20 protein-coding genes are annotated in these 20,797 nt (G+C 46.1%); 13 read left to right on the top strand and 7 right to left on the bottom strand.

Features of this window, described 5'->3' with window-relative positions; all coding sequences use genetic code 11:
* The first annotated feature begins 263 nt into the window (after positions 1-263).
* From fadI to FIU82_RS10620, 4 genes are all read left to right on the top strand, one after another.
* A complete protein-coding gene (gene fadI, locus FIU82_RS10635) occupies positions 264-1,574 on the top strand; it encodes an acetyl-CoA C-acyltransferase FadI (protein WP_022944751.1) in 1,311 nt (436 codons plus the stop codon).
* A complete protein-coding gene (gene fadJ / locus FIU82_RS10630; protein ID WP_152441045.1) occupies positions 1,574-3,760 on the top strand; it encodes a fatty acid oxidation complex subunit alpha FadJ in 2,187 nt (728 codons plus the stop codon). The genes fadI and fadJ overlap by 1 nt, the downstream gene beginning before the upstream one ends.
* 198 nt (positions 3,761-3,958) lie before the next feature.
* Positions 3,959-4,150: a hypothetical protein gene (locus tag FIU82_RS10625; RefSeq protein WP_022944749.1), complete on the top strand. Its 192-nt coding sequence runs from the start codon at positions 3,959-3,961 to the stop codon at positions 4,148-4,150.
* A gap of 372 nt (positions 4,151-4,522) precedes the next feature.
* Positions 4,523-4,975 carry an FxLYD domain-containing protein gene (locus FIU82_RS10620; protein WP_152441044.1) on the top strand — a complete coding sequence of 151 codons (453 nt, stop codon included), beginning with the start codon at positions 4,523-4,525 and terminating at the stop codon, positions 4,973-4,975.
* 143 nt (positions 4,976-5,118) lie between these two features.
* Here the strand turns inward: FIU82_RS10620 and FIU82_RS10615 are convergent, their stop codons facing one another.
* From FIU82_RS10615 to FIU82_RS10605, 3 genes are all read right to left on the bottom strand, one after another.
* On the bottom strand, positions 5,119-5,418 hold the full coding sequence (locus FIU82_RS10615) for a hypothetical protein (protein WP_045979849.1): 300 nt from the start codon (positions 5,416-5,418) through the stop codon (positions 5,119-5,121).
* A gap of 71 nt (positions 5,419-5,489) precedes the next feature.
* Positions 5,490-7,589: a bifunctional diguanylate cyclase/phosphodiesterase gene (locus tag FIU82_RS10610; RefSeq protein WP_253946313.1), complete on the bottom strand. Its 2,100-nt coding sequence runs from the start codon at positions 7,587-7,589 to the stop codon at positions 5,490-5,492.
* Positions 7,590-7,802: 213 nt separating this feature from the next.
* The gene (locus FIU82_RS10605) at positions 7,803-10,511 is read right to left on the bottom strand and encodes an insulinase family protein (RefSeq protein WP_152441042.1); all 2,709 of its coding nucleotides are present in this window, start codon (positions 10,509-10,511) and stop codon (positions 7,803-7,805) included.
* Between the two features lie 164 nt (positions 10,512-10,675).
* Here FIU82_RS10605 and sixA point away from each other — a divergent pair, with 164 nt between their 5' ends.
* Positions 10,676-11,143 (top strand): phosphohistidine phosphatase SixA, encoded by a 468-nt coding sequence (gene sixA / locus FIU82_RS10600; RefSeq protein WP_152441041.1) that lies wholly within the window; start codon positions 10,676-10,678, stop codon positions 11,141-11,143.
* Between the two features lie 3 nt (positions 11,144-11,146).
* Here the strand turns inward: sixA and FIU82_RS10595 are convergent, their stop codons facing one another.
* On the bottom strand, positions 11,147-11,476 hold the full coding sequence (locus FIU82_RS10595) for a translation initiation factor (RefSeq protein WP_022944743.1): 330 nt from the start codon (positions 11,474-11,476) through the stop codon (positions 11,147-11,149).
* Between the two features lie 120 nt (positions 11,477-11,596).
* On the opposite strand from FIU82_RS10595, the gene FIU82_RS10590 reads away from it, so the two are divergent.
* The 4 genes from FIU82_RS10590 to FIU82_RS10575 all read left to right on the top strand — a co-directional run bounded on the left by FIU82_RS10590 (position 11,597) and on the right by FIU82_RS10575 (position 15,612).
* Positions 11,597-11,902 carry an STAS domain-containing protein gene (locus tag FIU82_RS10590; protein ID WP_152441040.1) on the top strand — a complete coding sequence of 102 codons (306 nt, stop codon included), beginning with the start codon at positions 11,597-11,599 and terminating at the stop codon, positions 11,900-11,902.
* A complete protein-coding gene (locus FIU82_RS10585; protein WP_367648247.1) occupies positions 11,895-13,589 on the top strand; it encodes a SpoIIE family protein phosphatase in 1,695 nt (564 codons plus the stop codon). Before FIU82_RS10590 ends, FIU82_RS10585 begins: the two co-directional genes overlap by 8 nt.
* Before the next feature lie 135 nt (positions 13,590-13,724).
* Complete coding sequence (locus FIU82_RS10580) at positions 13,725-14,390, top strand: GAF domain-containing protein (RefSeq protein WP_152441039.1); 666 nt, start codon at positions 13,725-13,727, stop codon at positions 14,388-14,390.
* Between the two features lie 28 nt (positions 14,391-14,418).
* The gene (locus tag FIU82_RS10575) at positions 14,419-15,612 is read left to right on the top strand and encodes an amino acid aminotransferase (RefSeq protein WP_022944739.1); all 1,194 of its coding nucleotides are present in this window, start codon (positions 14,419-14,421) and stop codon (positions 15,610-15,612) included.
* 56 nt (positions 15,613-15,668) lie between these two features.
* Here the strand turns inward: FIU82_RS10575 and FIU82_RS10570 are convergent, their stop codons facing one another.
* Positions 15,669-15,980: a YebG family protein gene (locus FIU82_RS10570; protein WP_053911165.1), complete on the bottom strand. Its 312-nt coding sequence runs from the start codon at positions 15,978-15,980 to the stop codon at positions 15,669-15,671.
* A 216-nt stretch (positions 15,981-16,196) separates the two neighbouring features.
* Here FIU82_RS10570 and FIU82_RS10565 point away from each other — a divergent pair, with 216 nt between their 5' ends.
* The gene (locus FIU82_RS10565; protein WP_138510590.1) at positions 16,197-16,493 is read left to right on the top strand and encodes a ComEA family DNA-binding protein; all 297 of its coding nucleotides are present in this window, start codon (positions 16,197-16,199) and stop codon (positions 16,491-16,493) included.
* Positions 16,494-16,528: 35 nt separating this feature from the next.
* Here the strand turns inward: FIU82_RS10565 and FIU82_RS18745 are convergent, their stop codons facing one another.
* Entirely contained in the window at positions 16,529-16,831 is a 303-nt protein-coding gene (locus FIU82_RS18745) for a DUF6170 family protein (protein ID WP_022945072.1), read from the bottom strand.
* Positions 16,828-17,349 (bottom strand): disulfide bond formation protein DsbB, encoded by a 522-nt coding sequence (gene dsbB, locus FIU82_RS10555; RefSeq protein ID WP_022945073.1) that lies wholly within the window; start codon positions 17,347-17,349, stop codon positions 16,828-16,830. Before dsbB ends, FIU82_RS18745 begins: the two co-directional genes overlap by 4 nt.
* Before the next feature lie 439 nt (positions 17,350-17,788).
* On the opposite strand from dsbB, the gene FIU82_RS10550 reads away from it, so the two are divergent.
* The 3 genes from FIU82_RS10550 to FIU82_RS10540 all read left to right on the top strand — a co-directional run bounded on the left by FIU82_RS10550 (position 17,789) and on the right by FIU82_RS10540 (position 19,817).
* On the top strand, positions 17,789-18,091 hold the full coding sequence (locus tag FIU82_RS10550) for a hypothetical protein (protein WP_152441038.1): 303 nt from the start codon (positions 17,789-17,791) through the stop codon (positions 18,089-18,091).
* Positions 18,092-18,114: 23 nt separating this feature from the next.
* Positions 18,115-18,609 carry a GNAT family N-acetyltransferase gene (locus tag FIU82_RS10545; protein ID WP_152441037.1) on the top strand — a complete coding sequence of 165 codons (495 nt, stop codon included), beginning with the start codon at positions 18,115-18,117 and terminating at the stop codon, positions 18,607-18,609.
* A gap of 101 nt (positions 18,610-18,710) precedes the next feature.
* Positions 18,711-19,817: a serine hydrolase gene (locus tag FIU82_RS10540; protein ID WP_152441036.1), complete on the top strand. Its 1,107-nt coding sequence runs from the start codon at positions 18,711-18,713 to the stop codon at positions 19,815-19,817.
* The last annotated feature ends 980 nt before the right edge of the window (positions 19,818-20,797 follow it).

Genomic DNA, 20,797 nt, shown 5'->3' with positions numbered 1-20,797 from the left:
AAACAGAGCAACCTAAATGGTGGGGAACCCAGCCCTAGGTTGGCGCAACGCCCTTTAGGCACTGCACTGTTTAAAAAGTTCGATTGATTTTACTCACAATTACATAGTTTTAAAGTCTTGTTTTTATTTTCATCGTACCCAGTTCTTAACTATTGTTGTAGCTGGCGCAGGAATTTTAGCGTCACTATTGGCATTGCGCTTTGGGTTGTTTTAGAATCGAGGAAATATTAACAGGTCAGACCTGTCAACAGGAGAAGCATTTTATGTCTGAGCAAACAAAATTAACAACACGCAACGGGGAGCGCATCGCCATTGTTAGCGGCCTGCGTACGCCTTTTGCAAAACAAGCTACCGCCTTTCACCACGTCCCAGCACTCGATTTAGGCAAGCTGGTCGTCAACGAAATGCTTGAGCGCTTGGACTTTGATCGCAAAGAAATTGATCAGTTGGTGTTTGGCCAAGTCGTGCAAATGCCTGAAGCGCCGAATATTGCCCGTGAAATTGTCCTGGGCACTGGCATGCCAGTCAATGTCGATGCTTACTCGGTATCACGGGCTTGTGCGACTAGTTTCCAAGCGATTGCCAATGTCGCTGAATCAATTATGGCGGGTCATACCCAAGTGGGTATTGCTGGCGGTGCAGACTCCTCTTCTGTCTTGCCTATTGGTGTAAGCAAGAAGCTGGCAGGCAGCCTTGTGGATTTAACCAAAGCGCGGACCCTATCACAGCGCTTGAAGATTTTCTCTAAGTTGCGTCCTAAAGATCTTATGCCAGTGCCACCGGCAGTTGCTGAGTACTCAACCGGGCTTTCTATGGGGCAAACGGCAGAGCAAATGGCGAAAAGCCACAGCATTAGCCGCGCTGATCAAGATGCCCTAGCGCATCGCTCGCATACGTTAGCCAGCCAAGCTTGGGCTGAGGGCAAATTGACGCAGGAAGTTATGACTGCGCATGTACCACCTTATAAGTCATTTATTGAACAAGACAATAACATTCGTACCAATTCACAGCTTGAAGGCTATGCCAAATTGAAGCCGGTATTCGATCGCAAATACGGTAGCGTCACTGCCGCGAACTCGACGCCATTAACCGATGGTGCGGCTGCGGTGATGCTGATGAATGAAAGCAAAGCCAAAGCGATGGGCTATGAAATCTTGGGTTACATCCGCAGTTATGCCTTCAGTGCCATCGGTGTGCACGAGGATATGCTGATGGGTCCGGCACATTCTACCCCTGTTGCCCTAGACAGAGCTGGGATCACCTTAGGCGATTTAGACCTAATTGAAATGCACGAGGCTTTCGCGGCGCAAACCTTAGCTAATATGAAAATGTTTGCTTCTGATAAGTTTGCCAAAGAGCAGCTTGGCCGTGATAAAGCCATTGGTGAAATTGACATGGACAAATTTAACGTCAACGGGGGCTCGCTAGCATATGGCCACCCCTTCGCCGCTACCGGAGCCCGTTTGATTACACAAAGTATTCATGAGCTTAACCGTCGCGGCGGTGGCTTAGCCCTAACTACGGCGTGTGCTGCCGGTGGTTTAGGTGCGGCCTTTGTATTGGAGAGCGCATAATGACAACAGAATCCGTATTTAGTTTTGAGTTAAACGATGAACTCGTTGGCATCGTCACTATTGACGTGCCAGGCGAGAAAATGAACACCTTGCGCGCCAGTTTTGCTGAGCAGCTGCAAGACATTGTTCGCACCGCCAATGAAAATAACGTCAAAGGCTTGGTATTTACCAGCGCCAAGCCAGATAACTTCATTGCCGGCGCCGATATCAACATGCTCGATAACGCTCATTCACGTGAAGAAGCCTTAGCGCTATCGACCATGTGTCAGGAAGCGTTTTTTGAACTGGAAAAGCTGCCTTACCCCACCGTCGCGGCTATTCATGGTGCCGCCCTAGGCGGGGGCTTAGAGTTTGCCTTGGCATGTGATTATCGGGTGTGCAGCGACAGTGATATTACCAAAATGGGCTTGCCTGAAGTGCAGCTTGGCCTACTCCCTGGTGGCGGCGGCACACAGCGTTTACCTAAATTAGTGGGCTTGCAGAAAGCCTTAGAGTGGATGCTAACCGGCAAGCAAGTGCGTGCTAAGCAGGCGAAAAAAGCTGGCCTGGTTAATGACAGTGTCCCTCACAGTGTCTTACTTGAAGTGGCGTGTAAGTACGCACTTAAAGGCAAAGCGCGCGCAACTAAGCCGCCGTTGGATAAAGTATCGGCGTTGTTGGAGTCTAACCCATTTGGTCGCAATCTGATCTTCAAAAAAGCGGCTGAAAACGTCGCCAAAAAGACCGGTGGTCATTACCCTGCACCGAATAATATTATTAAGGCAGTACGCGCCAGCGTTGAGCTAGATACCCTCAAAGCCTACAAAACTGAAGCCGACGGCTTTGCCGATTTGGTGATGAGTGATGTATCGAAAGCGCTGCGCGGTATCTTCTTTGCTACCACGGAAATGAAAAAAGAGTGGCGCGCCGATGATGCTCCGAGCACCGATAAAGTGGCCGTGCTGGGCGGCGGCTTAATGGGCGCCGGCATCACGCATGTCAGTGCCATCAAAGCGGGCGTACCGGTGCGTGTCAAAGACGTTGCCCATAAAGGCATTAGTGGGGCGATGAATTACAGCTACAAGCTATTAGAGAAAAAACGCAAGCGTCGTATTATCTCCAAAGCGCAGTTGCAAGAGCAGATGAGCCGTATTACCGGCACCACTGATTACAGTGGCTTTGCGCATGTAGATATGGTGATTGAAGCGGTATTTGAAGATCTCAAGCTGAAGCAATCAATGGTTGCCGATATTGAAAGTCATGCCCAAGCACACACTATTTTCGCTAGTAACACCTCGTCACTGCCCATTGCCCAAATTGCTGAGCAAGCGCAGCGCCCAGAGAATGTTATTGGCTTGCATTACTTCTCGCCGGTAGAAAAAATGCCGCTGGTGGAAATTATCCCCCATGCAGGCACCAGCGAGCAGACCATCGCCCGTACGGTGAGCTTTGCCCGTAAACAAGGCAAAACACCCATAGTGGTGAAGGATAAAGCCGGCTTCTTTGTAAACCGTATCTTGGCGCCTTATGTAAACGAAGCAGCCAACCTATTGTTAGCCGGTGAGCCAATCGAGAAAATCGACAAAGCCTTGGTTGAATTTGGTTTCCCAGTGGGGCCATTAGCTTTACTTGATGAAGTGGGCATCGATATTGGTTCTAAGATAGCGCCTATCTTGGAAAAAGAACTGGGTGAGCGTTTTAAAGCCCCCGATGCGTTTAGCCGCTTAATCGATAACAAGCGACTAGGACGCAAATCAGGCCGTGGTTTCTACGATTACTCGAAAAAGGACAAAAAGCCTGACGAGTCAGTGTACGAACTTCTTGGCGTGACTCCGGCTCCTAAGTTGAACAAAGAGCAAATAGCCGAGCGTTGTGTTATGCAAATGCTTAACGAAGCGGCGCGCTGTTTGGATGAGGGCATTGTTGCGAGCGCCCGTGATGGCGATATTGGTGCCATCTTCGGTATTGGCTTCCCACCTTTCCATGGCGGACCTTTCAGCTACATGGATAAGCTAGGGCTGAGCAATGTGTGCTCAACGCTATCGAGCTACGCCCAGCAAAACGAGGTGTTCACGCCAGCCCCCGCTTTGGTGGCAATGGCTGAAAAAGGGCAGCGTTTTTATGACCAAGACGCGGCGCCACAGGACACAGTTGAGCAGGATACTGTAGAGCAGGGGACCGATGACCCCTCGACGCAACCATCTTGATGGCTCTGCCAATCGCCTAACACTTAGCGCTGGTTTTTAACCGGCGCTTTTTTATGCCACAGGCTTAGGCCGCGATGTGCTCAAAGGTGCGAAAAGGCACTATGGTTGCTGCTTAGGGCGATAAACTTACGACTTTGGTGTGGTTAATAACTGAGCGTAAAAATGCTAGACTGCGCGCCTACATTCAGTGGGGGTTGTATGTTGTTGTTAGTGAGTGTGTGTTTTGCTTTGTTGTTGTTTTTTGTGGCCTCGTTTAAAGGCATGCCAGCGAAACGCTGGGCGCTGGCGGGTGGCTTAATTGGCCCGGTCGCGTTAGCGCTGTTTAACGTACATTATCGTCGTGCATTAATGCGCAGCGTTGCCCACTGCGGTATCATCTGGCGACCTTAGTGCCCAAGAGTCAAAACATTGCGTGAGCAGTACGAAAAGGGAATAGGCAAGGTTAATGCGTGTCACCCTGATATGCAACATATAACTTAGCACTGAACAATAAGCCGCCGTGGTTCGTTTGCGAGGCTCGTTAGTGCCACAGGCTAACGGCACCATCCAACTCAGACTATAAGCCTCGTTTCATAACGTTTTTCCCCAAACAACCATATCAATTCATCAGTGCCGCAGAGTGAATTTGTTACTGCGAGTGATTGTCTTTGTACAACCAAATAGTTCATCATTAAAACTGCTTGGGTGAGGGAACCACTGGGTTACTGTTTCCCCTAGCGAGAGCTACCCCTAACATGCAGGCATCTAGCCAAGGAGAGTATTATGTTAACTAAAAGTATGAATGAAGTATTGAAAGGGTTTTTTTGGGGGCTTGGTTTTGCTATTTCAGTTATAGGCTTGGCCAGTGTTTATAGCTTAACCATAGCCGCTTCCGTCGATATGGGTTTTAAGAAAAACGTACGTTTGCACGCTATGAGTTCGTTTGAAGACTTTGCATCTGACTACGAGCTGAGTTTATCGGAGATATTTAAGGAGAATGGCCGCGTTAAGATCACCGCTGAGCTCAAGAATATCTCTAACGATGAGTTGTATACGATGGGGGTTGTTGCGTCCACCTTCGATTCCAACGGCCGATTTATTGGCAACTGTTCAGGTAAAGGCGCTGAGATAAGTTTGTCTCCCGGTGAGGTCAGTTACGTTGAAATCGACTGTAACTTGTTCAAGACCCAAAGTGAAAGAGTGCACTCTGCGAAGTTAACACTTAAGTGGATTTGATTGTCTCGCAGCCAACTGCTGGTAAGAGGTGTAGGCAGGCGCTTGTGCCTATCGCCTTGGTGAGCCTACTGCGCTTGAGGGCCTATGCGGGTCTGGGCTCTTGGAGATCGCAATGCGGCCCTTTTTATTCGTGGTAGTGGGCATTACTGCCGAAGTCTCTGCTCCTTTAAATTGAGACGCTGGTGGGAACTATATACGCGGGCTCTGTCATCGCCTTTGCTCACGTAGGCGTCCATCTCAACGCTTATTAACGCTGATGGGAAGACCTCGAGAATCCCCAGCTCACCCAAATTAGCGGATAGCAGTGCAGTTTTGCCAGTGGCAATGAGGCTGCTATCGACATCTCGCAAATCGCCATCGACATACAATTTAGCGCCGTGGAACCAGGAGTTAATGATTCTAATATGGTGCCCTTTGACGGTGAAGGTGAATTCTTTTTTCATTTCTAAAGTCCTTTTAACAGCGGCCTAAAATATCCTTGTTAAGCCTTCATTGAGTCTGCGTCACACTGTGGTTATTGCACCAACGACAAGTGATGCTGATCTTGCGTTTTACTGCGTTCGCGCAATAAAAACGCTTCGAATTGCTCAGCCGAAAGCGGTTTAGCGTAGTAGTAGCCCTGCATTGTTTCGCAGCCCAACTGCTTTAATTGTTGCAGTTGCTTGGCTTCTTCAACGCCCTCAGCAACCACATGAAGACCTAAGTTTTGCGCTATGGTAATAATCGAGTCGACCATGTTTTTACCTCGCTCATTAACCATATCAACGATAAAGGCGCGGTCAATTTTCAACGTGTGCAATGGGAAGCGCTTTAAATAGGCCAGCGATGAATAACCAGTGCCGAAGTCGTCCATCGCTAGATGAATCCCTTTCCCTACTAGGGCGTGCATAATCGCGATTGCTTGTTCTGGGCTGTCCATTACGGTGCCCTCGGTTATTTCCAGCTCAAGAGCACTGGCGGGAAGGTGGTATTGCTGTAGTAGGGCGTCGATACGATCGGTTAAATCAGGCAGTGCAAACTGTTTCGCCGATAAGTTTACAGCAACTCGCCCAGAAAATAGCTCGGCATCGCGCCAGCGCTTTACATCGCGACAGGCTTTTTTTAATACTACTTCACCAATCTCGATAATTTGTCCGGTTTCTTCGGCAATGGGAATAAACTGCCCAGGACTGATCAACCCTTTTTTCGGGGTTATAAAGCGCACCAGTGCCTCCATTCCGGCTAATTGGCCAGTGGCTAGATCCATCTTCGGTTGGTAAAAAACCTCGAAATGATCCCGCTTAAGACCAAACCGCATTAAGTTCTCAATTTGCAGTCGTTTAACCGCTTGGTGGTTCATCGCATCATTAAAGAATAAGTAACGGTTCCCTTGCTGCTTAGCATGGTACATTGCGGTATCGGCGTTCTTTAATAGAATTTGTGGTGATACGCCATCCTCCGGGCTCAACACTATGCCAATAGAGGCGGTGATGGCGAGTTCATGGTTCATCATCCGAAATGGTGTTGCAATGGTTTGCAAAAAGTCGTTACTAATCGCGGTAATAGTATGAATGTCGTTGGTGCCGCGCATCACCAATGCAAACTCATCGCCGCCGAGGCGATAAAAAGTGTCTTGCGGGCGCTTACGCTCACTTAAACGTTGGGCTAATTTGATAAGCAGCTTATCGCCTAATTGATGGCCCAACGAATCATTAATTTTTTTAAAGTTATCCAAGTCCATCACCATCATGGCATGGTGGCTGTCTTGTTTCATTAAGGTGTCGAGGTCGACAAAAAATTGGTTACGATTGGCAAGCCCAGTGAGGCTGTCTTGATTAGATAAATCATTGAGGGCTTGTTCAGTCTTTTTGCGCTCGCTTAAGTCGGAGTAGACCATAATATAGTAGTCTACCTCGCCCTGCTGGTTGAGCACTGGGTCCACGCTCAGTTCCATGGCCAATCTTTTACCATGCTGGCTGCGCACTGACACTTCACACTGAATATGGCTGTGCTTTAGCACTTGGCGCTTCAGTGTACTTATTTGCTTGGTATTCAAACCCGGAAGAGTAAAAGCCAAGCCTTGGTGCTTTTTCTGAGATAAGGAGAACAATTCGGTGAATGCAGGGTTGGTATCAACTAGTTTGAATTCATGGTCATATATGGCCATCGCATCACTGAGATTCTCAACGCATTTAGCAAATAGGTCTAAGCGCTGCTCAGTGGTTTTGATATCGTCGATATCTTTCATTGTGCCACTCATACGCAGCGGTTGTAGTTGGGCGTCTTTTTCTACCACCTTTCCTCTATCTAGCATCCATCGCCACTGCCCCTGTTGGTCAAGCAATCGGTAGTTAGCTTCAAAAAACGCTGTTTTTTGTGCAAGGTGGGCGCGCAAGGCACTTTGAACGCGAGGTAAATCCTGTGGGTGTATTAGCGCTTGGTTCGGGGGAATGCAAAAACTTTGTGTGGTTGCACTGTGATTGGCATGTTCATCATTAACGCGTTTGACCTCACCGGTTTTTATATACCAATCCCAGAGGATGTCACCGCTGCCTTCTAAGGTCAGTTTTAGGTGTTGTTCTGAGCGTGCTAATTTCTTACGTGAGCGGCGCAACGAAATAACACTGAATGTCATAACGCATAACAGGGCCAGAAGTAATGATAAAGCAACAGTGTGTAAAGGGGAGTCGAACAGCATGTGCGCTTGCTCATGAGCAAACGAGCACCCACTGACAAGCAACAATCCGCTTATTATTAAGGCTTTTCTACAACCTGACCTAAACACACACTGTCATTCTAATTACTACAATCATGCTAGGTTAATTCAAGCCGTTGATTGAGTAAAGCATTATGCGTGTTCCAAGGCTTGTTGCGACTGTTTAACCCCGTCACTGAGCCATTCCATGCGAGCCCGCGAAGGAGAAAAAAGCTGCTGCATATAGTGTTGTACGTCACCCAAGGAGATAGCATCAAGGGTCGTTAATAAGTTACTTTGCAGGCTAAAATCGACGCCCGGGTTACTAATTGCTAACCAGAAGCGTTGTGAACGCAAGCGCAGGTTTTTGTCCTTTTCGGCAATTTGCCGGTAGAGGCTGTGCTTGGCTTGTTGCCAGTGCGGCTCATCAATTTCAGCAAAGTCCTGAACATACTGCTTAATAAAGGCGCGATGATGAGAAAGTAACGTGTGCGCATCGACATTGGGTGATTGCACGTAAAATGCCAGTCCAGCGCGAGAATTAAACGGTGCATAGCCTGCACCGACCAAATAACCTAATTGCTGCTGTGTACGCAGTTGATGAAAATAGGGCTGATTAATCAGGTGGTTAACAACCATCATCAATACTTTTTCTTTTATATCTGCGGTCTCTGCTTGGTAGTAAATGACCATGGCATTGTCACTGCACTGCAGTTTTAGGTGATGAGTGTCGACTTGCGTAATTTCATTCAATGGGCGGCTAATGCTGTCGATACTCGTGCGGGTACGTAAATGAGATTGCACCAAACGTAAGAAATCGTAGGCATCGGCTGGGCGCCAATTACCATGTAAAAACGCCTCTACATGCACGGATTCGAAAAACGCTTGGCGGAACTGTTTAAATTGCATGTAGCTGGTGCTTTTAAGTGCCTGAGCAAGCTCCGTCGGGGTGGGATTCCAAGGCATAATCTGCGCGCCGATACGGCTGAAAATCTCACTGACAGGCTTGTTTTGATTACTGCTTTGCCAGTGGCGCACTAGCTGTTTTTTGTACTCAGCAAAGCGCTTCGTGCAAATATCCGCATGAAACAGGGCTTGCAATAGCCCCTGCACCAGTTCTAGTTGGCTTGATGACAAGCCGGCTGTGTGTAAAGTCAGTCCGCCTTGATGCGATGAAATATGGTAATTCAGCCCAGCCAACTCAGCTGGGTAAAATTGCTCTGCCACACAATCAATAAACAGATCGGCAAATAAACGAGTCAGCGCCATGTGTTGCACGTCTTTGACCGCCAGCTCTGAGTCCAAAGCGAGATAAAAGTGGCCCTTAGCAACTCGGTAGGTCGCATCTTGCTTAAACCAGAAATTAAGTCCTGGATGAGTGGCGAGCTTTTGTGGTTTATTGCCTGGCGCCACTAATTCATGAAGCACGCAAGGACGCTGTAGATAGGGGTTTGTGCTTGGCAGAGACATGGTATTGAGTGGCGTATCAATACTCTCCAGCGCGGTTAACCAATCTTTATCGAGTGCGTTGATGCGGTACGGCGTGTTATACCATTTTGTATAGCGACTTGGCTCGACGCCGGGGTGAATTAGCACCAAACGCATATTCTGGGGAGTCAGCCATTGCAGGACCTCAGCAAATTGCTGGCTATCAAAGCCAGTCATCAGGTAGTCACCGTACAAGTAATGCTCACTGGGGTAGTGGTGCATATTCACGCTGATACCGCTGACCCAATCGAGTAAGCGAACTCGCTCTTGGTTATCAAAGGCAATTTGCAACAACGTTTGCTTGTCACGATACAGCGGCGACAGCTTATCGTCGTGACATTTTATCAGCGCAATATAGGCGAACACCGTTTCAACGATGTCTTGGTAATACTCAATGCCCTCATCGGTGAGTGCGAGGCTGATATTAAAATCTTTAAAGTTACTGCCATTAATGCCTCCACCTGCGGATAACGCATTGATCCATCCTTGATTTTTTAGCAGTGAGTGCAAGGAGCCCGGGCCTTCGTAGCCTAATAAGTGGGCCAAAAAGCTCACCGTTTTGTGTTTATAAAAGGCATCAATGCTGGGCATAGCAAAACTAATTATGAGCTTTTGTAAGTGCTTGTGCGGCTCAATATGCAGCTCAACCCCCAAGTCCTGCTCTCGGTATAATGGCTCGGTGATCGCAGGTTTAGGTTGCTGGGTGCCAGAGATGGGGGTGAATAGCTCCAGAGCCCATTGCTTGAGCTCAGACAAAGAGTGAGGGCCGCTCAATACCAATGTCATCCACTGGGCTTGATAATGTTGCTTAAAGAAAGCCAGCAAATCATCGCGAATAGCGTTTTGCTCATCACTTAATGTGTTGCTGTTGCCCACAGAGAACTTGGCAAAAGGGTGTTTTGGGTTCACCGTTTCTTTGTGCGCCTGGTATATGCGCCGGCCATCGTCCTTTATTTTTAGTTTAAACTCGGCGTCAATGGCGTTACGTTCTTTATCGACCTCTTCGGCGTTAAATAACGGTGCATAAAAAAGCTGGCTGAAGCGTGTTAACGCTTGGTAGTAATGCTCGTTGGCGACATCAAAGTAGTAGCAACTGTGCTCGGTGCCAGTCCAAGCGTTACTGCTACCACCATGGTGACTGATAAAATCGTGGAATTCTCCGGAGGCAGGGAAATCTTTGGTACCGAGAAATAACATGTGCTCTGTGAAATGCGCTAACCCTTGTCGGTGCCAAGGATCATCAAAGTGCCCGGTATTCACCGTCAGTGCCGCAGCGGCTTTGTGGCTGTCTTGATCCTCAACCAACAACACCCTAAGACCATTGGGCAGTGTCAGCGGTTGGTAGAGTCTGTTATCATTGCGGCTGATATTCAAACAATGCTCCTGAAACTAGAGAAGTTGCAAGACGTTCAGGGCCAGCTGTTACGGCTTGGTGCCTACCCGAATATCGATGGTTAAGCTAGACTATAGCGAACATGCAACCAAGATGGCTAGCTTTTAGGTTAAAACTTTTTTGCTAATTAGTTGATTTCTTTGCAATGAAAACCATTTTAATCATGCGCCATGGGGAAGCTCAAGCGCTACAAGCGCAGGACCACTTGCGCGAACTGACTCAAAGAGGTCGGCAACAAGCTGATCATGTAGGCCAATGGTTAGCACAAAGGTTTAATCCACAAGGCTTGTTAGTGAGCCCTTATGTGCGCGCTCAGCAGACGGCCGAGTGTGTCAAAGAACATTGCCGAGGCTTCACCTTGGAGCAAACGAGCGATGACATTATCCCCAGCGCTAATGCGAAAACCGCCGTTGACTACTTACAAGCACTCACCGAAGTTCATACTGAAATAGACACTTGGTTAGTGGTGGCACACATGCCAATCGTCAGTTACATGGTCGCGGAGTTCTGCCCTGAGCAAATGCCTATTTTCGCAACCTGTGGGGTGGCTCATATTGACTATGATCCAGCCACCATGAGAGCGCGCTGGCAGGCGTTATATAGCCCTAACTAGAGGTTAACCGCCGGCAATTTTAACTTTGAAGCCCTGAGCTTCAAGCAAACCTTTGAGCTTGTCGCGATCGTCGCCCTGAATCTCAATCACTCCCTCTTTAACGGCGCCGCCTTGGCCCATTTTTGACTTCAGGGTTTTTGCCAGCTTTTTCATATCATGCTCGTTTGGATCAATGCCCACAACGAGCATGACTCCTTTACCTTTGCGTCCTTTGGTTTGACGCTCAATACGCAGTGCACCGTCTTTAAAAAGCTTAACATCCGGCTGTTCACTTTGTTTTTCAGGTCGAATGCGGCCAGAGTCGGTAGAGTAAACCAAGTTATTATCGCTCATGGGTTGCTCCAATTAATAAACATAAAGTGTCATCCTAACATATTTTGGTGTTGTCATTGCGAAATGGCTGGCAAGGTTTATATTTTAAACAGGTAGATTATCAGTGGCTTAGGAGCGGGTATGAGTTTACAACAGCATTATGTTGAGGAAAAACAAAAACTAGTGATAGTGATAAAGGAAAAGTTTGACTTTAATCTTGTGCAAGATTTTCGTACAGCCTATGCAGACGTGCATGCCGACACTAAGCACGTGGAAGTTGACCTGCGAGAAACCAGTTACATGGATAGCTCAGCGTTGGGTATGTTGCTCAATATGCATAAAGCTCTGAGGGGGCAGGTAGAGGGCATTACCATCAGCCATGCAAACCCGCAGTTAAAAAAGATTCTCCAAATTTCGCGTTTCGATAAGAAATTTACCATTGACTGAAAAGTACATTTCCTTTCCTTCACATGGGCTTAGCGAAGACTTGCCCTTAGTGCTCATTGTTGATGATGAGTCCATGAACCGGCGTATTCTGCGAGCGATGCTGGAGCGTGACAACTATCGCGTCATCGAAGCTGAAAATGGCATTCAGGCGCTAGCGCAATGTCAGGCTCACGATGTTGATGTGGTACTGCTGGACATTCTTATGCCCGAGATGGATGGCTATGAAACGGCAGCGGAGCTTAAACGCACCAATACACGAGTTTATACCCCCATTATTTTTATTACCGCTTTGGAAGATAACCCCTCATTGGCAAGATGTTTGGACGTAGGCGGTGACGACTTTATGCCCAAACCGTTCGATTTACAGATACTGCGAGCCAAGTTACATGCGCATCTGCGTATTCGCCATTTAGTCAGCGAGTCAAATAAGCAAACGGACGCGTTGACCTATTATCAAAATCAAACCGAGCGTGAACACGAACTAGTCGAGCATATTTTCAATAATGCCCTGCAACATAAGGATAAACCCAAGGGGGTCGACTCACACTTGTCGCCCGCTTCTATGTTTAATGGCGACGTGTTTCTCAATGCCTTGGGGCCAAATGGCTCGCAATATTATCTATTAGGCGATTTCACTGGGCATGGGTTAGCCGCTGCCACCGGGGCGCTGCCAGTGGCGCGTATTTTCTACACTATGGTGGAAAAAAACTTGGCCGTAGGAGATATAGCCAGAGAGTTAAATGCCGCTTTATACGATTTGTTGCCGGCGCATATGTTTTGCGCTGCAACTATTTTCGAAATTAGTGCCAATGCACAAAGTGCGACGTTTTGGATGGGCGGCTTGCCTGATGGTTACCTTATTGATCATTCGGGCTACATGCTTAGTCAGCTAGAATCAAAACACATGGCATTGGGTATTTTGGATGATGAGGAGTTTGAGCGTGATGTGCGCCATGTCACGCTCAATGAATATAGCCGTATCGTGGTTTACACCGATGGCATCATTGAGGCCGAAAATGCACAACAGAGCCAATTTGGCTACAGCGGTTTGCTACGTACCTTGGCGTCGCAAGCGATGATCCGTACTGACAACATCATTGCCGCTGTGCACTATTTTACCGGTAATGAAGATCAACAAGACGATTACAGCGTGGTGATTATCGACCCGCAACCTCAGGCACCTCTACAACCCATTAATCACACCATAAGTCCGCTCCCCATTGAGCTTGAGGTGGCGTTAAGTGCCGAGGAGTTGAAAACGGTGGACCCAGTAGCGCAATTGATGGACCTAGTTGGTCACTTGCCTGGGCTGAACACCCACAAATCGACACTGTTTATATTGTTATCAGAGGCTTATAACAACGCTCTAGAGCACGGTATTTTGGGGTTAGACTCTGCTTTAAAGGCCGATGACGACGGCTTCTTACAATACTACAGTGAGCGTGAGCAACGCCTAAGCGAACTCACCGAAGGTGAGATATGCCTGCGAGTTTGTTATCAGCCACAGCAACGAACATTGCTTTTAAGCGTTAAAGACTCGGGAGCTGGTTTTTCCCTCGAGCCAGCTGTAGGTAGCCAACTCCAACACAGCTATGGTCGTGGTATTGAGCTACTTAAAGAGCTGGCGGAAGATGTGGAATACAACCAAGCGGGAAATGAAATACGCATTCGCTACCATATCGACTAACCCTCTCATATTGCCTCCGAACCCTATTTTTGCCCTTAAATGACTAGCTTAGTGTCGAAGTGACGGTTTTGTATTGCACGGCAATAAAAAGGTGTGCTAGCATCCGGCTAAATGTTTAGATGTTTGGATGGCTAAATGCTTTTAAGCTACTTAGAAAATGCACAACTTGGCGCTGAGCCCAAGTTAGTGGCGAATAAACAACAGGCGCTACAGCAATACCTTAACAATGCGAGTGCCGATGTTCGTTGGCAATATCAAATTCCTGAGTTGGGCGAGGGTGGGGCGTGTAGTTTATTTGGTCATTTGCAAGAGCAGCCCTTCGATTTACGCGAACATTTGCCCTCAAGCAGTGAAGCAAAGTTGAGAAAGCTTCAAGCGATTGTCGATTTTGTTGTTCAAGAAAGTGGCGTAGACTGGTTTGGTATTTATCAAAGTCAACATATTGAAGGTCAGCCACAGCTACTTAAGCTCGCTTATTACGGCGCACCTAGTCGTCCTCTTTTTCCTATTAACCCTGACTTTGCAACAACCAGCAATAATGTGCAGGTTGCACTCAGCGGGGTTGCTCGGGTGATAAATGATGTGGAAGACTATGTTGCCAACGGTGGCGAATACTATACATGTGACCCCAAAGTGAAAGCAGAAAGCTGCTTGCCGCTTTATGACGAGACAGGTAAAGTAGTGGGCATTATTGATGCTGAAGCATTTACCGACAAGTTTTTTACCCCTGATCAGGTTGCGTTGCTAATAGCTGCGTGTTTAGAGATTAGCAAGCACTTACCAACCAGCTGTCAGGACTAACCTAACCTGAGATAATAAAGAGAGTTCCATGTTCTCACAATTAAAACCTTTACCGACAGATCCAATTCTTGGGCTTATGGCTGCGTTTAAAGCCGACACCAATGACAAAAAAATTGACTTAGGTGTTGGCGTATACAAAGACGAGCAAGGGCAAACCCCTGTATTGAAGGCCGTTAAAAAGGCTGAAGAGTTTCGTCTCGCCAATGAAACCACTAAGTCATACATTGGGCTGGCCGGTAATTTGGAATATTGTCAGAAAATGGAGCAACTGCTACTTGGCGATGCCCACCCGGCTTTGCTAGCGGATCGTGTGCGTACAGCTCAGGCTCCAGGTGGCACGGGTTCGTTACGGGTGGCGGCAGAGTTCATTAAGCGTTGTAATGAGCAAGCCACGGTGTGGGTGACTACGCCAACATGGGCCAACCATATTAGCCTATTTGAAGCGGCTGGCCTGAATGTGAAAGAGTATCCTTACTATGACTATGATAACAAAGGTTTGTTATTTGATGACATGGTGAACACGCTCAGCCAAGTCCCTGCGGGTGATGTGGTGCTGTTACATGCATGTTGTCACAACCCAAGCGGCATGGACTTAAATTTTGCGCAGTGGCAAAAAGTAGCTGAAATCGCCAAAGTTCAAGGCTTTACAGTACTGGTTGATATCGCCTATCAAGGTTTTGGTACGAGTTTGGATGAGGATGCTGCGGGTTTGCGCCATTTGGCCTCGCAGGTAGATGAGCTAATCATTTGTTCGTCATGTTCGAAAAATTTCGGCTTATACCGTGAGCGTATTGGTGCCTGTTCGGTGATCTCAAAAGATCAAGCCACGGCTGATATTGCTAATTCAGTGATGCTCAGTGTGGTACGCAGTATTTATTCGATGCCGCCGGCACACGGTGCGGATATTGTTAATACTATTCTTAGTAGCGATGAGCTAACTGCGATGTGGCACCAAGAGCTTGATGACATGCGCTCTCGTATCAATGGTTTGCGTTCATTGCTTAAGGATAAGTTAAACGACAAATGCGAAGGCATGGACTTCTCATTTATTGAACGCCAGCACGGTATGTTCTCTTTCCTAGGGATTAACAAAGAACAGATCGAACGCCTACAAAAAGAGTACTCAATCTACATTGTCGGTTCTAGCCGTGTAAATGTGGCAGGGGTAAGCAAAGATAATATCGATTACTTTGCCGATGCCGTTGCAGCGGTTACTAAGTAACGCGACTGATAAAAAAAGCCAGCAATGCTGGCTTTTTTTATGTCTAAGAAATAGCTTTACGCCTCTTTGGCTTTGAGCTCAGTAACATTTTCCTTATCACTTGGCTCTTTGCTGGCTTTTTTTGTGGCCTTTGCTGCAGGCTTAGTACCTTTAAGTACATGCATAAAGTCGTCTTTTTGTTTTGCTATTTCCAACGACAGGCTTTCTACTTGTTGCTCACTTAAGGGAACATCAACGCCGCCTAATAACTCTTCTAAGCTTTCGGCAATATCGAGCATCTTATCATAGGCATCGGCTTCTTTTTTGCTAGTAAAGGTCATGCGCTCGACTCCGTCTCGTTCTACAACGTATTTAGTTACAACAGCCATGGCTTCTCCTCAAGGGTACTGTTTTTTTATACAGTAAGGGTAGTGGTTGGCGATTCGCCCGTCAAGGGTTTTAATCATTCCTTTTAAAGGGTTAAGCATTTTCACCACAAAAAAGCACGACTTTATCGTTAGTTTTATTTGACACATCTCAGTAATTATTCTTTATTTACTTTTGAAGTAACACGGATTTTTACTTTAACTTCTAAGGAGAGAAGCATGAAGCTACTAACCGCACTCTACACCGCCTGTGCGCTTGTACTTACCCCAGCAGTGGTCGCTGCTGAGGCACCTCAACAAGCGAGTGAGCAGGTAACCCCAGCCAAACTTGATATTAACCAAGCATCCGAAGAACAGCTACAATCGCTGCCGGGCATTGGCCCCACTAAAGCAGCCGCCATCATCGAATATCGTCAGGTGCAAGGCAATTTCCGTAGTGTTGATGAGCTAGACGCTGTGCCAGGTATTGGTGCAAGTACGTTGGCGCAAATTCGGGAATTGGTGAAGGTAAGATAGTGGCAAAGTATTGCTGATAAACCAAAGGGCAACGTTTAGTTGCCCTTTTTATGTGCGGCGATGGCTTCATCAAGGTGAAACAGCGCGAATGCATGGCGCACTGGGAGCACAATAATAGGATAGGCGATGCCGGCTAAGAGCAGCCATGGCAACATGTGCCAGCCTTCAAAGCGCACCAGCAGCAGAAATAGAGGGGTGATCAGCAGCAGTTTAATAATATTGAGCATGACTCGGCGCTGCGCTGATAGCCTGTTTAATGAATCCGCTACTATAGCGAGTCGCTCATTGTGACTGAGCGACTTGAGTTTCGGAATTTGACTGGGAAGAAAGTAAATCATGAAGCCTTAGGTTTATAAAAAAAGCTGCTTAAGGTAATGATAATTGCAACGACTGCCATCACCGCAAAGATCACCTGCATCCACCCAGGCATTGATAACCCCATAAATTGCCAATCAATGTTGCCACAATCACCGGTAGCAGCAAAAAAGCTCGGCAGCCACTCGTGTAAAGGCATAAAGCTTGGGAAGTTAGGTTCAAACTCGCATACGAAGGCAAACGGATCTGTGGTGGTTTGCATCATGATATGTTCTTTGGCGAGCAAGAAACCCCATATACTGGCAACCAGCCAACTCGCCAGCGCCACTAGGCGTAAATACATATTTTGTGGATTAATACAGCCTAGTAAGGCCGCAAATAGTACACCTAAGACTGCTGTACGCTGATAAATGCACATAATGCATGGCGCTAAGTCCATGGCATATTGGAAATACAAAGCAGTTGCTTCGAATACGGTGGCAATCACCGCTAACAGTACCCAAGGCGCACGTTGGTGCGATAGCTTACCTAACCAGCTCATAGTTAACTCACATCGTTGTTGATGGGCTGATTATGCCACGCCTTCGGCGCTATGCAAGCGTATTAGCGGCCTTAAAGGTGAGCTCAGTGGCGTGCCTAAGCACTTAATTTAGCGCCATTTGTGTACAAGCTAGCGTTGTTAAGTGAACAAAAAAGCTAATGAATCATTTAAAGCGGTAGGCTGGCTTCCGTTTTTGCTTATGAATCAGTGAAAATGAACAAAAAAATTATTTATTGAATTGATCGAAGAGCTATACACAGTGCGGAGCTAATGCCGATATTGAACGAATCAAAGTCTCGGCTTTCGACTAAATAAGTCCTTAATCTCTGGAAAGTACTTATAGGAGAGCATAGTATTCTCAGCATCAATTAGTGTTATATTCGATTTGCAAGTGAATGTAATAAGGAGGTTGTATGCGGGGAATTATATCTAGGTGAGCATGAATAGAATCGTAACGTTAGTTGGGTCACTTCGAAAAGCTTATCCGGAAATAGAATCTTGTAAATTCGAACTAATTTTTTCTTTCCCTACTGAAGAAGCGGCCAAAGAGTACTTCAGAAAAACCTATCACTGGGAACATTATGATGGGATGATTAAATATCAACTTAACGGTGAATGTTTCTCGGGCTTTAAGACTGAAATAGAATTAAATGCCAACTATATTAAATACTTAACGGGCTGTTATGTAGATTTGGCATCAGAAACCCAAGGTAGCCTTCACCGTTGGAAGCTATGGATTTAAGCCTTAATAAGAACGAGCACCAAATGGAAATCAAAGTAAGGAAAACTAAAACAACCGACAGTGGCACATTGTGTATGCTGTGGCAATTTTACCAATATCACCAAAGTTCATTTGATCAAGAGGATGTAGGTACTGACGGGCGCTTTGATATTGATGAACAATACCTCAATTCCGTTGTTTGCGGTGAACAAGAGAGTGACGCTTATTTAATTTTTGTTTCTGACCAGGTTGCAGGCTTTGCCACTGTTGAGACGACCGAGATTCTGGGTAAAGAAATGCCGGAATTGGCTGATATATTTATCCTCCCTAAATATCGAAAGCAAGGTGTCGGGAAATTTGTCGTTCAACACTTGATGCAAGCTGTGAGCGAACAATGGCATGTAGCAGTTTATATAAACGACAGCTTGGCGTTGAAGTTTTGGAGTAACTTGTTTACTCAATTAAATGTGGCTCTTGTTGAGAAAGTGGAGCCTGCTGAAACAGAAGGCTTTTACGAGTTTGTCATTACCAATGCCTAACAGAATAAATACGTGAACGACGTTGTAAGCTTGGCTGACACTCGCTTCTCGTTCAAGCTTAAAACGGCTCGTATCATGGAACAGAACACACAAGGAAAGTTATGATTAGAACTATCTTAATAATATCTGGGGCTTTCTTTGCCAATTTTTCTATTGGCAAAGAAATTAAAGATATATCTGAACTCACAAAGCGTTTGGACGATGGTGTACCGCAAATTTTAGAAAAGCACAAAGCTCCCGGCGTTGCTCTGGCATTCGTTAATGGAAGTAGAGTTGTGGGCTTTCGTTCCTATGGTTTTGCTGACGTTGCGGCTAAAACTGAAATTACTCAAAGGACTTTGTTCAATGTAGGCTCTATTTCTAAGCTGGTTACTGCTTGGGGAGCAATGCAATTAGTCGCTCAAGGCAAAGTGGATCTCGATACACCAATTAATCAATATCTTAAACGCTGGCAAATTCCCCAATCTGATTTTGATGTAAAAAAAGTCACACTAAGAAATATTCTGTCCCACACTTCCGGCCTGTCTTTGGGGCCTTATACAGGGTGGGAGTCTCGCGACAAGTTATCCTCTATTGTCGACTCACTAAATGGTAATAACAACGGCGCTGGACCCGTTGAACTTATCCATGCGCCAAATACAAAGTGGTCTTATTCCGGTGGTGGATATTCAGTGGTACAACTGTTAATTGAAGATGTATCCGGCATGACATTTGAAGCTTATATGCAGAAGAATGTATTCGAACCTCTGAATATGAAGGGTTCAACGTTCAATATTACTGAGATAGTAATAAGTAAGTCGGCAACACCTTATGATGATACCGGTAAAGTCACGGGGATGGTGTACTTCAATGAACAAGCAGCGGCGGGCTTACAAACAACGGCTGTAGATTTAGCTCGCTTCAATATGGCAGTTTTGCGCAATAGCGATGGGCATTATAACGGTTCAATTTTGTTGCCAGAAAAGCTCATAGATCTAATGATTAAGCCAGCTCCGAATACTAACGGGCGCTGGAGCATGAGCTATGTTGTGGACGCAGAAAACAACAGTCTCGGATTCGCTGGATTTAATCGAGGTTGGGTCTCTCTATCACGTTCTATCATAGACCTAAATTTTGGTTACGTGATATTAAATAATAGTAGTATCGGTGCTGTGAACAATGAAATTGATAGCCTCATACTTTCTACCGTTAAACAAGAGCACAATTAAATTACATAAAAAACACTTTCAGTGGATAGGCTGCGGTGCCTGCATGTTATGTGTCGAGGAAGCTATGAAGCCCAAGAAGCCAACAATCATGGGAATGGCAGAGTTTGAGCCATCAGCGAGGTGTCCTAATTGTACATTGATAATGTATTTGGGAAACAAATGTCCGCATTGTGATTATTTACTGAGCCAGTCAGAACAAAGAGCTCAAAATTTGTTTTGGAGAAAGTCTAGAAACACAGGTTATGTGTATGGCTTTATGTTTTTCATTATTTTCCTATTTATACTGCCTTGGTTGCTTAGCATGTAGCCTCAATCAAAGGTGTCTAAGTTTTATGCGGAGCTGTAAATTTAGCCAACTATGTTTAGTCGATTATAAAGGCGCTTGAAAAACCAAGGTTCAATATATGTTCTGGAGAAGTTTGTTAATCGGATTAACAACAGTGTTTGCTTGGCTACCTGCATCATTTCTTATGATATTTGCGCTAATCGGCTTGTTTGGTGGCGTTGCAAATATTTTCACTATGCCGATTGGTTTCAGCTTATAATGGATTCTTTGTTCCTTGGGTGGAATACTTGGCTATGTAGCATTAACCTCTGTGAGTTGGGGTTTAAAGCTCAAGCATAAAGTTCGATTGTTATTTCTTATTTTTGGCTTTTTGTCTCTAATATTCACTCATTCCTCAGTCATTGACCTTGATGGTGACTTATTCAAATTAGGTGGTGGCTGGGTTGAGCTCTATATGCTTTTATGCCCAGCTATATTTTTAGCTGTTCACATAGTCTTGCACTTGTTTTGGATGTCGCAAGACAATTTAGCAAGTGCATAATCTATTAATGGGAGTTAAACCCTTGACTAGCGTTGTCTTTCGCTCGCTTTAGTCATGTGCATGCAGCTATGAACGGGCGTTACTTTCCCAGGGGATGGTATGAAAATCGAAGACTTAATAAGCATTTTGCAATCTGGCAACGAACGTGAGATA

The organism is Pseudoalteromonas sp. THAF3, from assembly GCF_009363775.1.
Classification (GTDB): domain Bacteria; phylum Pseudomonadota; class Gammaproteobacteria; order Enterobacterales; family Alteromonadaceae; genus Pseudoalteromonas; species Pseudoalteromonas ruthenica.
Note: the sequence above shows the minus strand (reverse complement) of the source record. Positions and strands in the feature narration are given on the sequence as shown.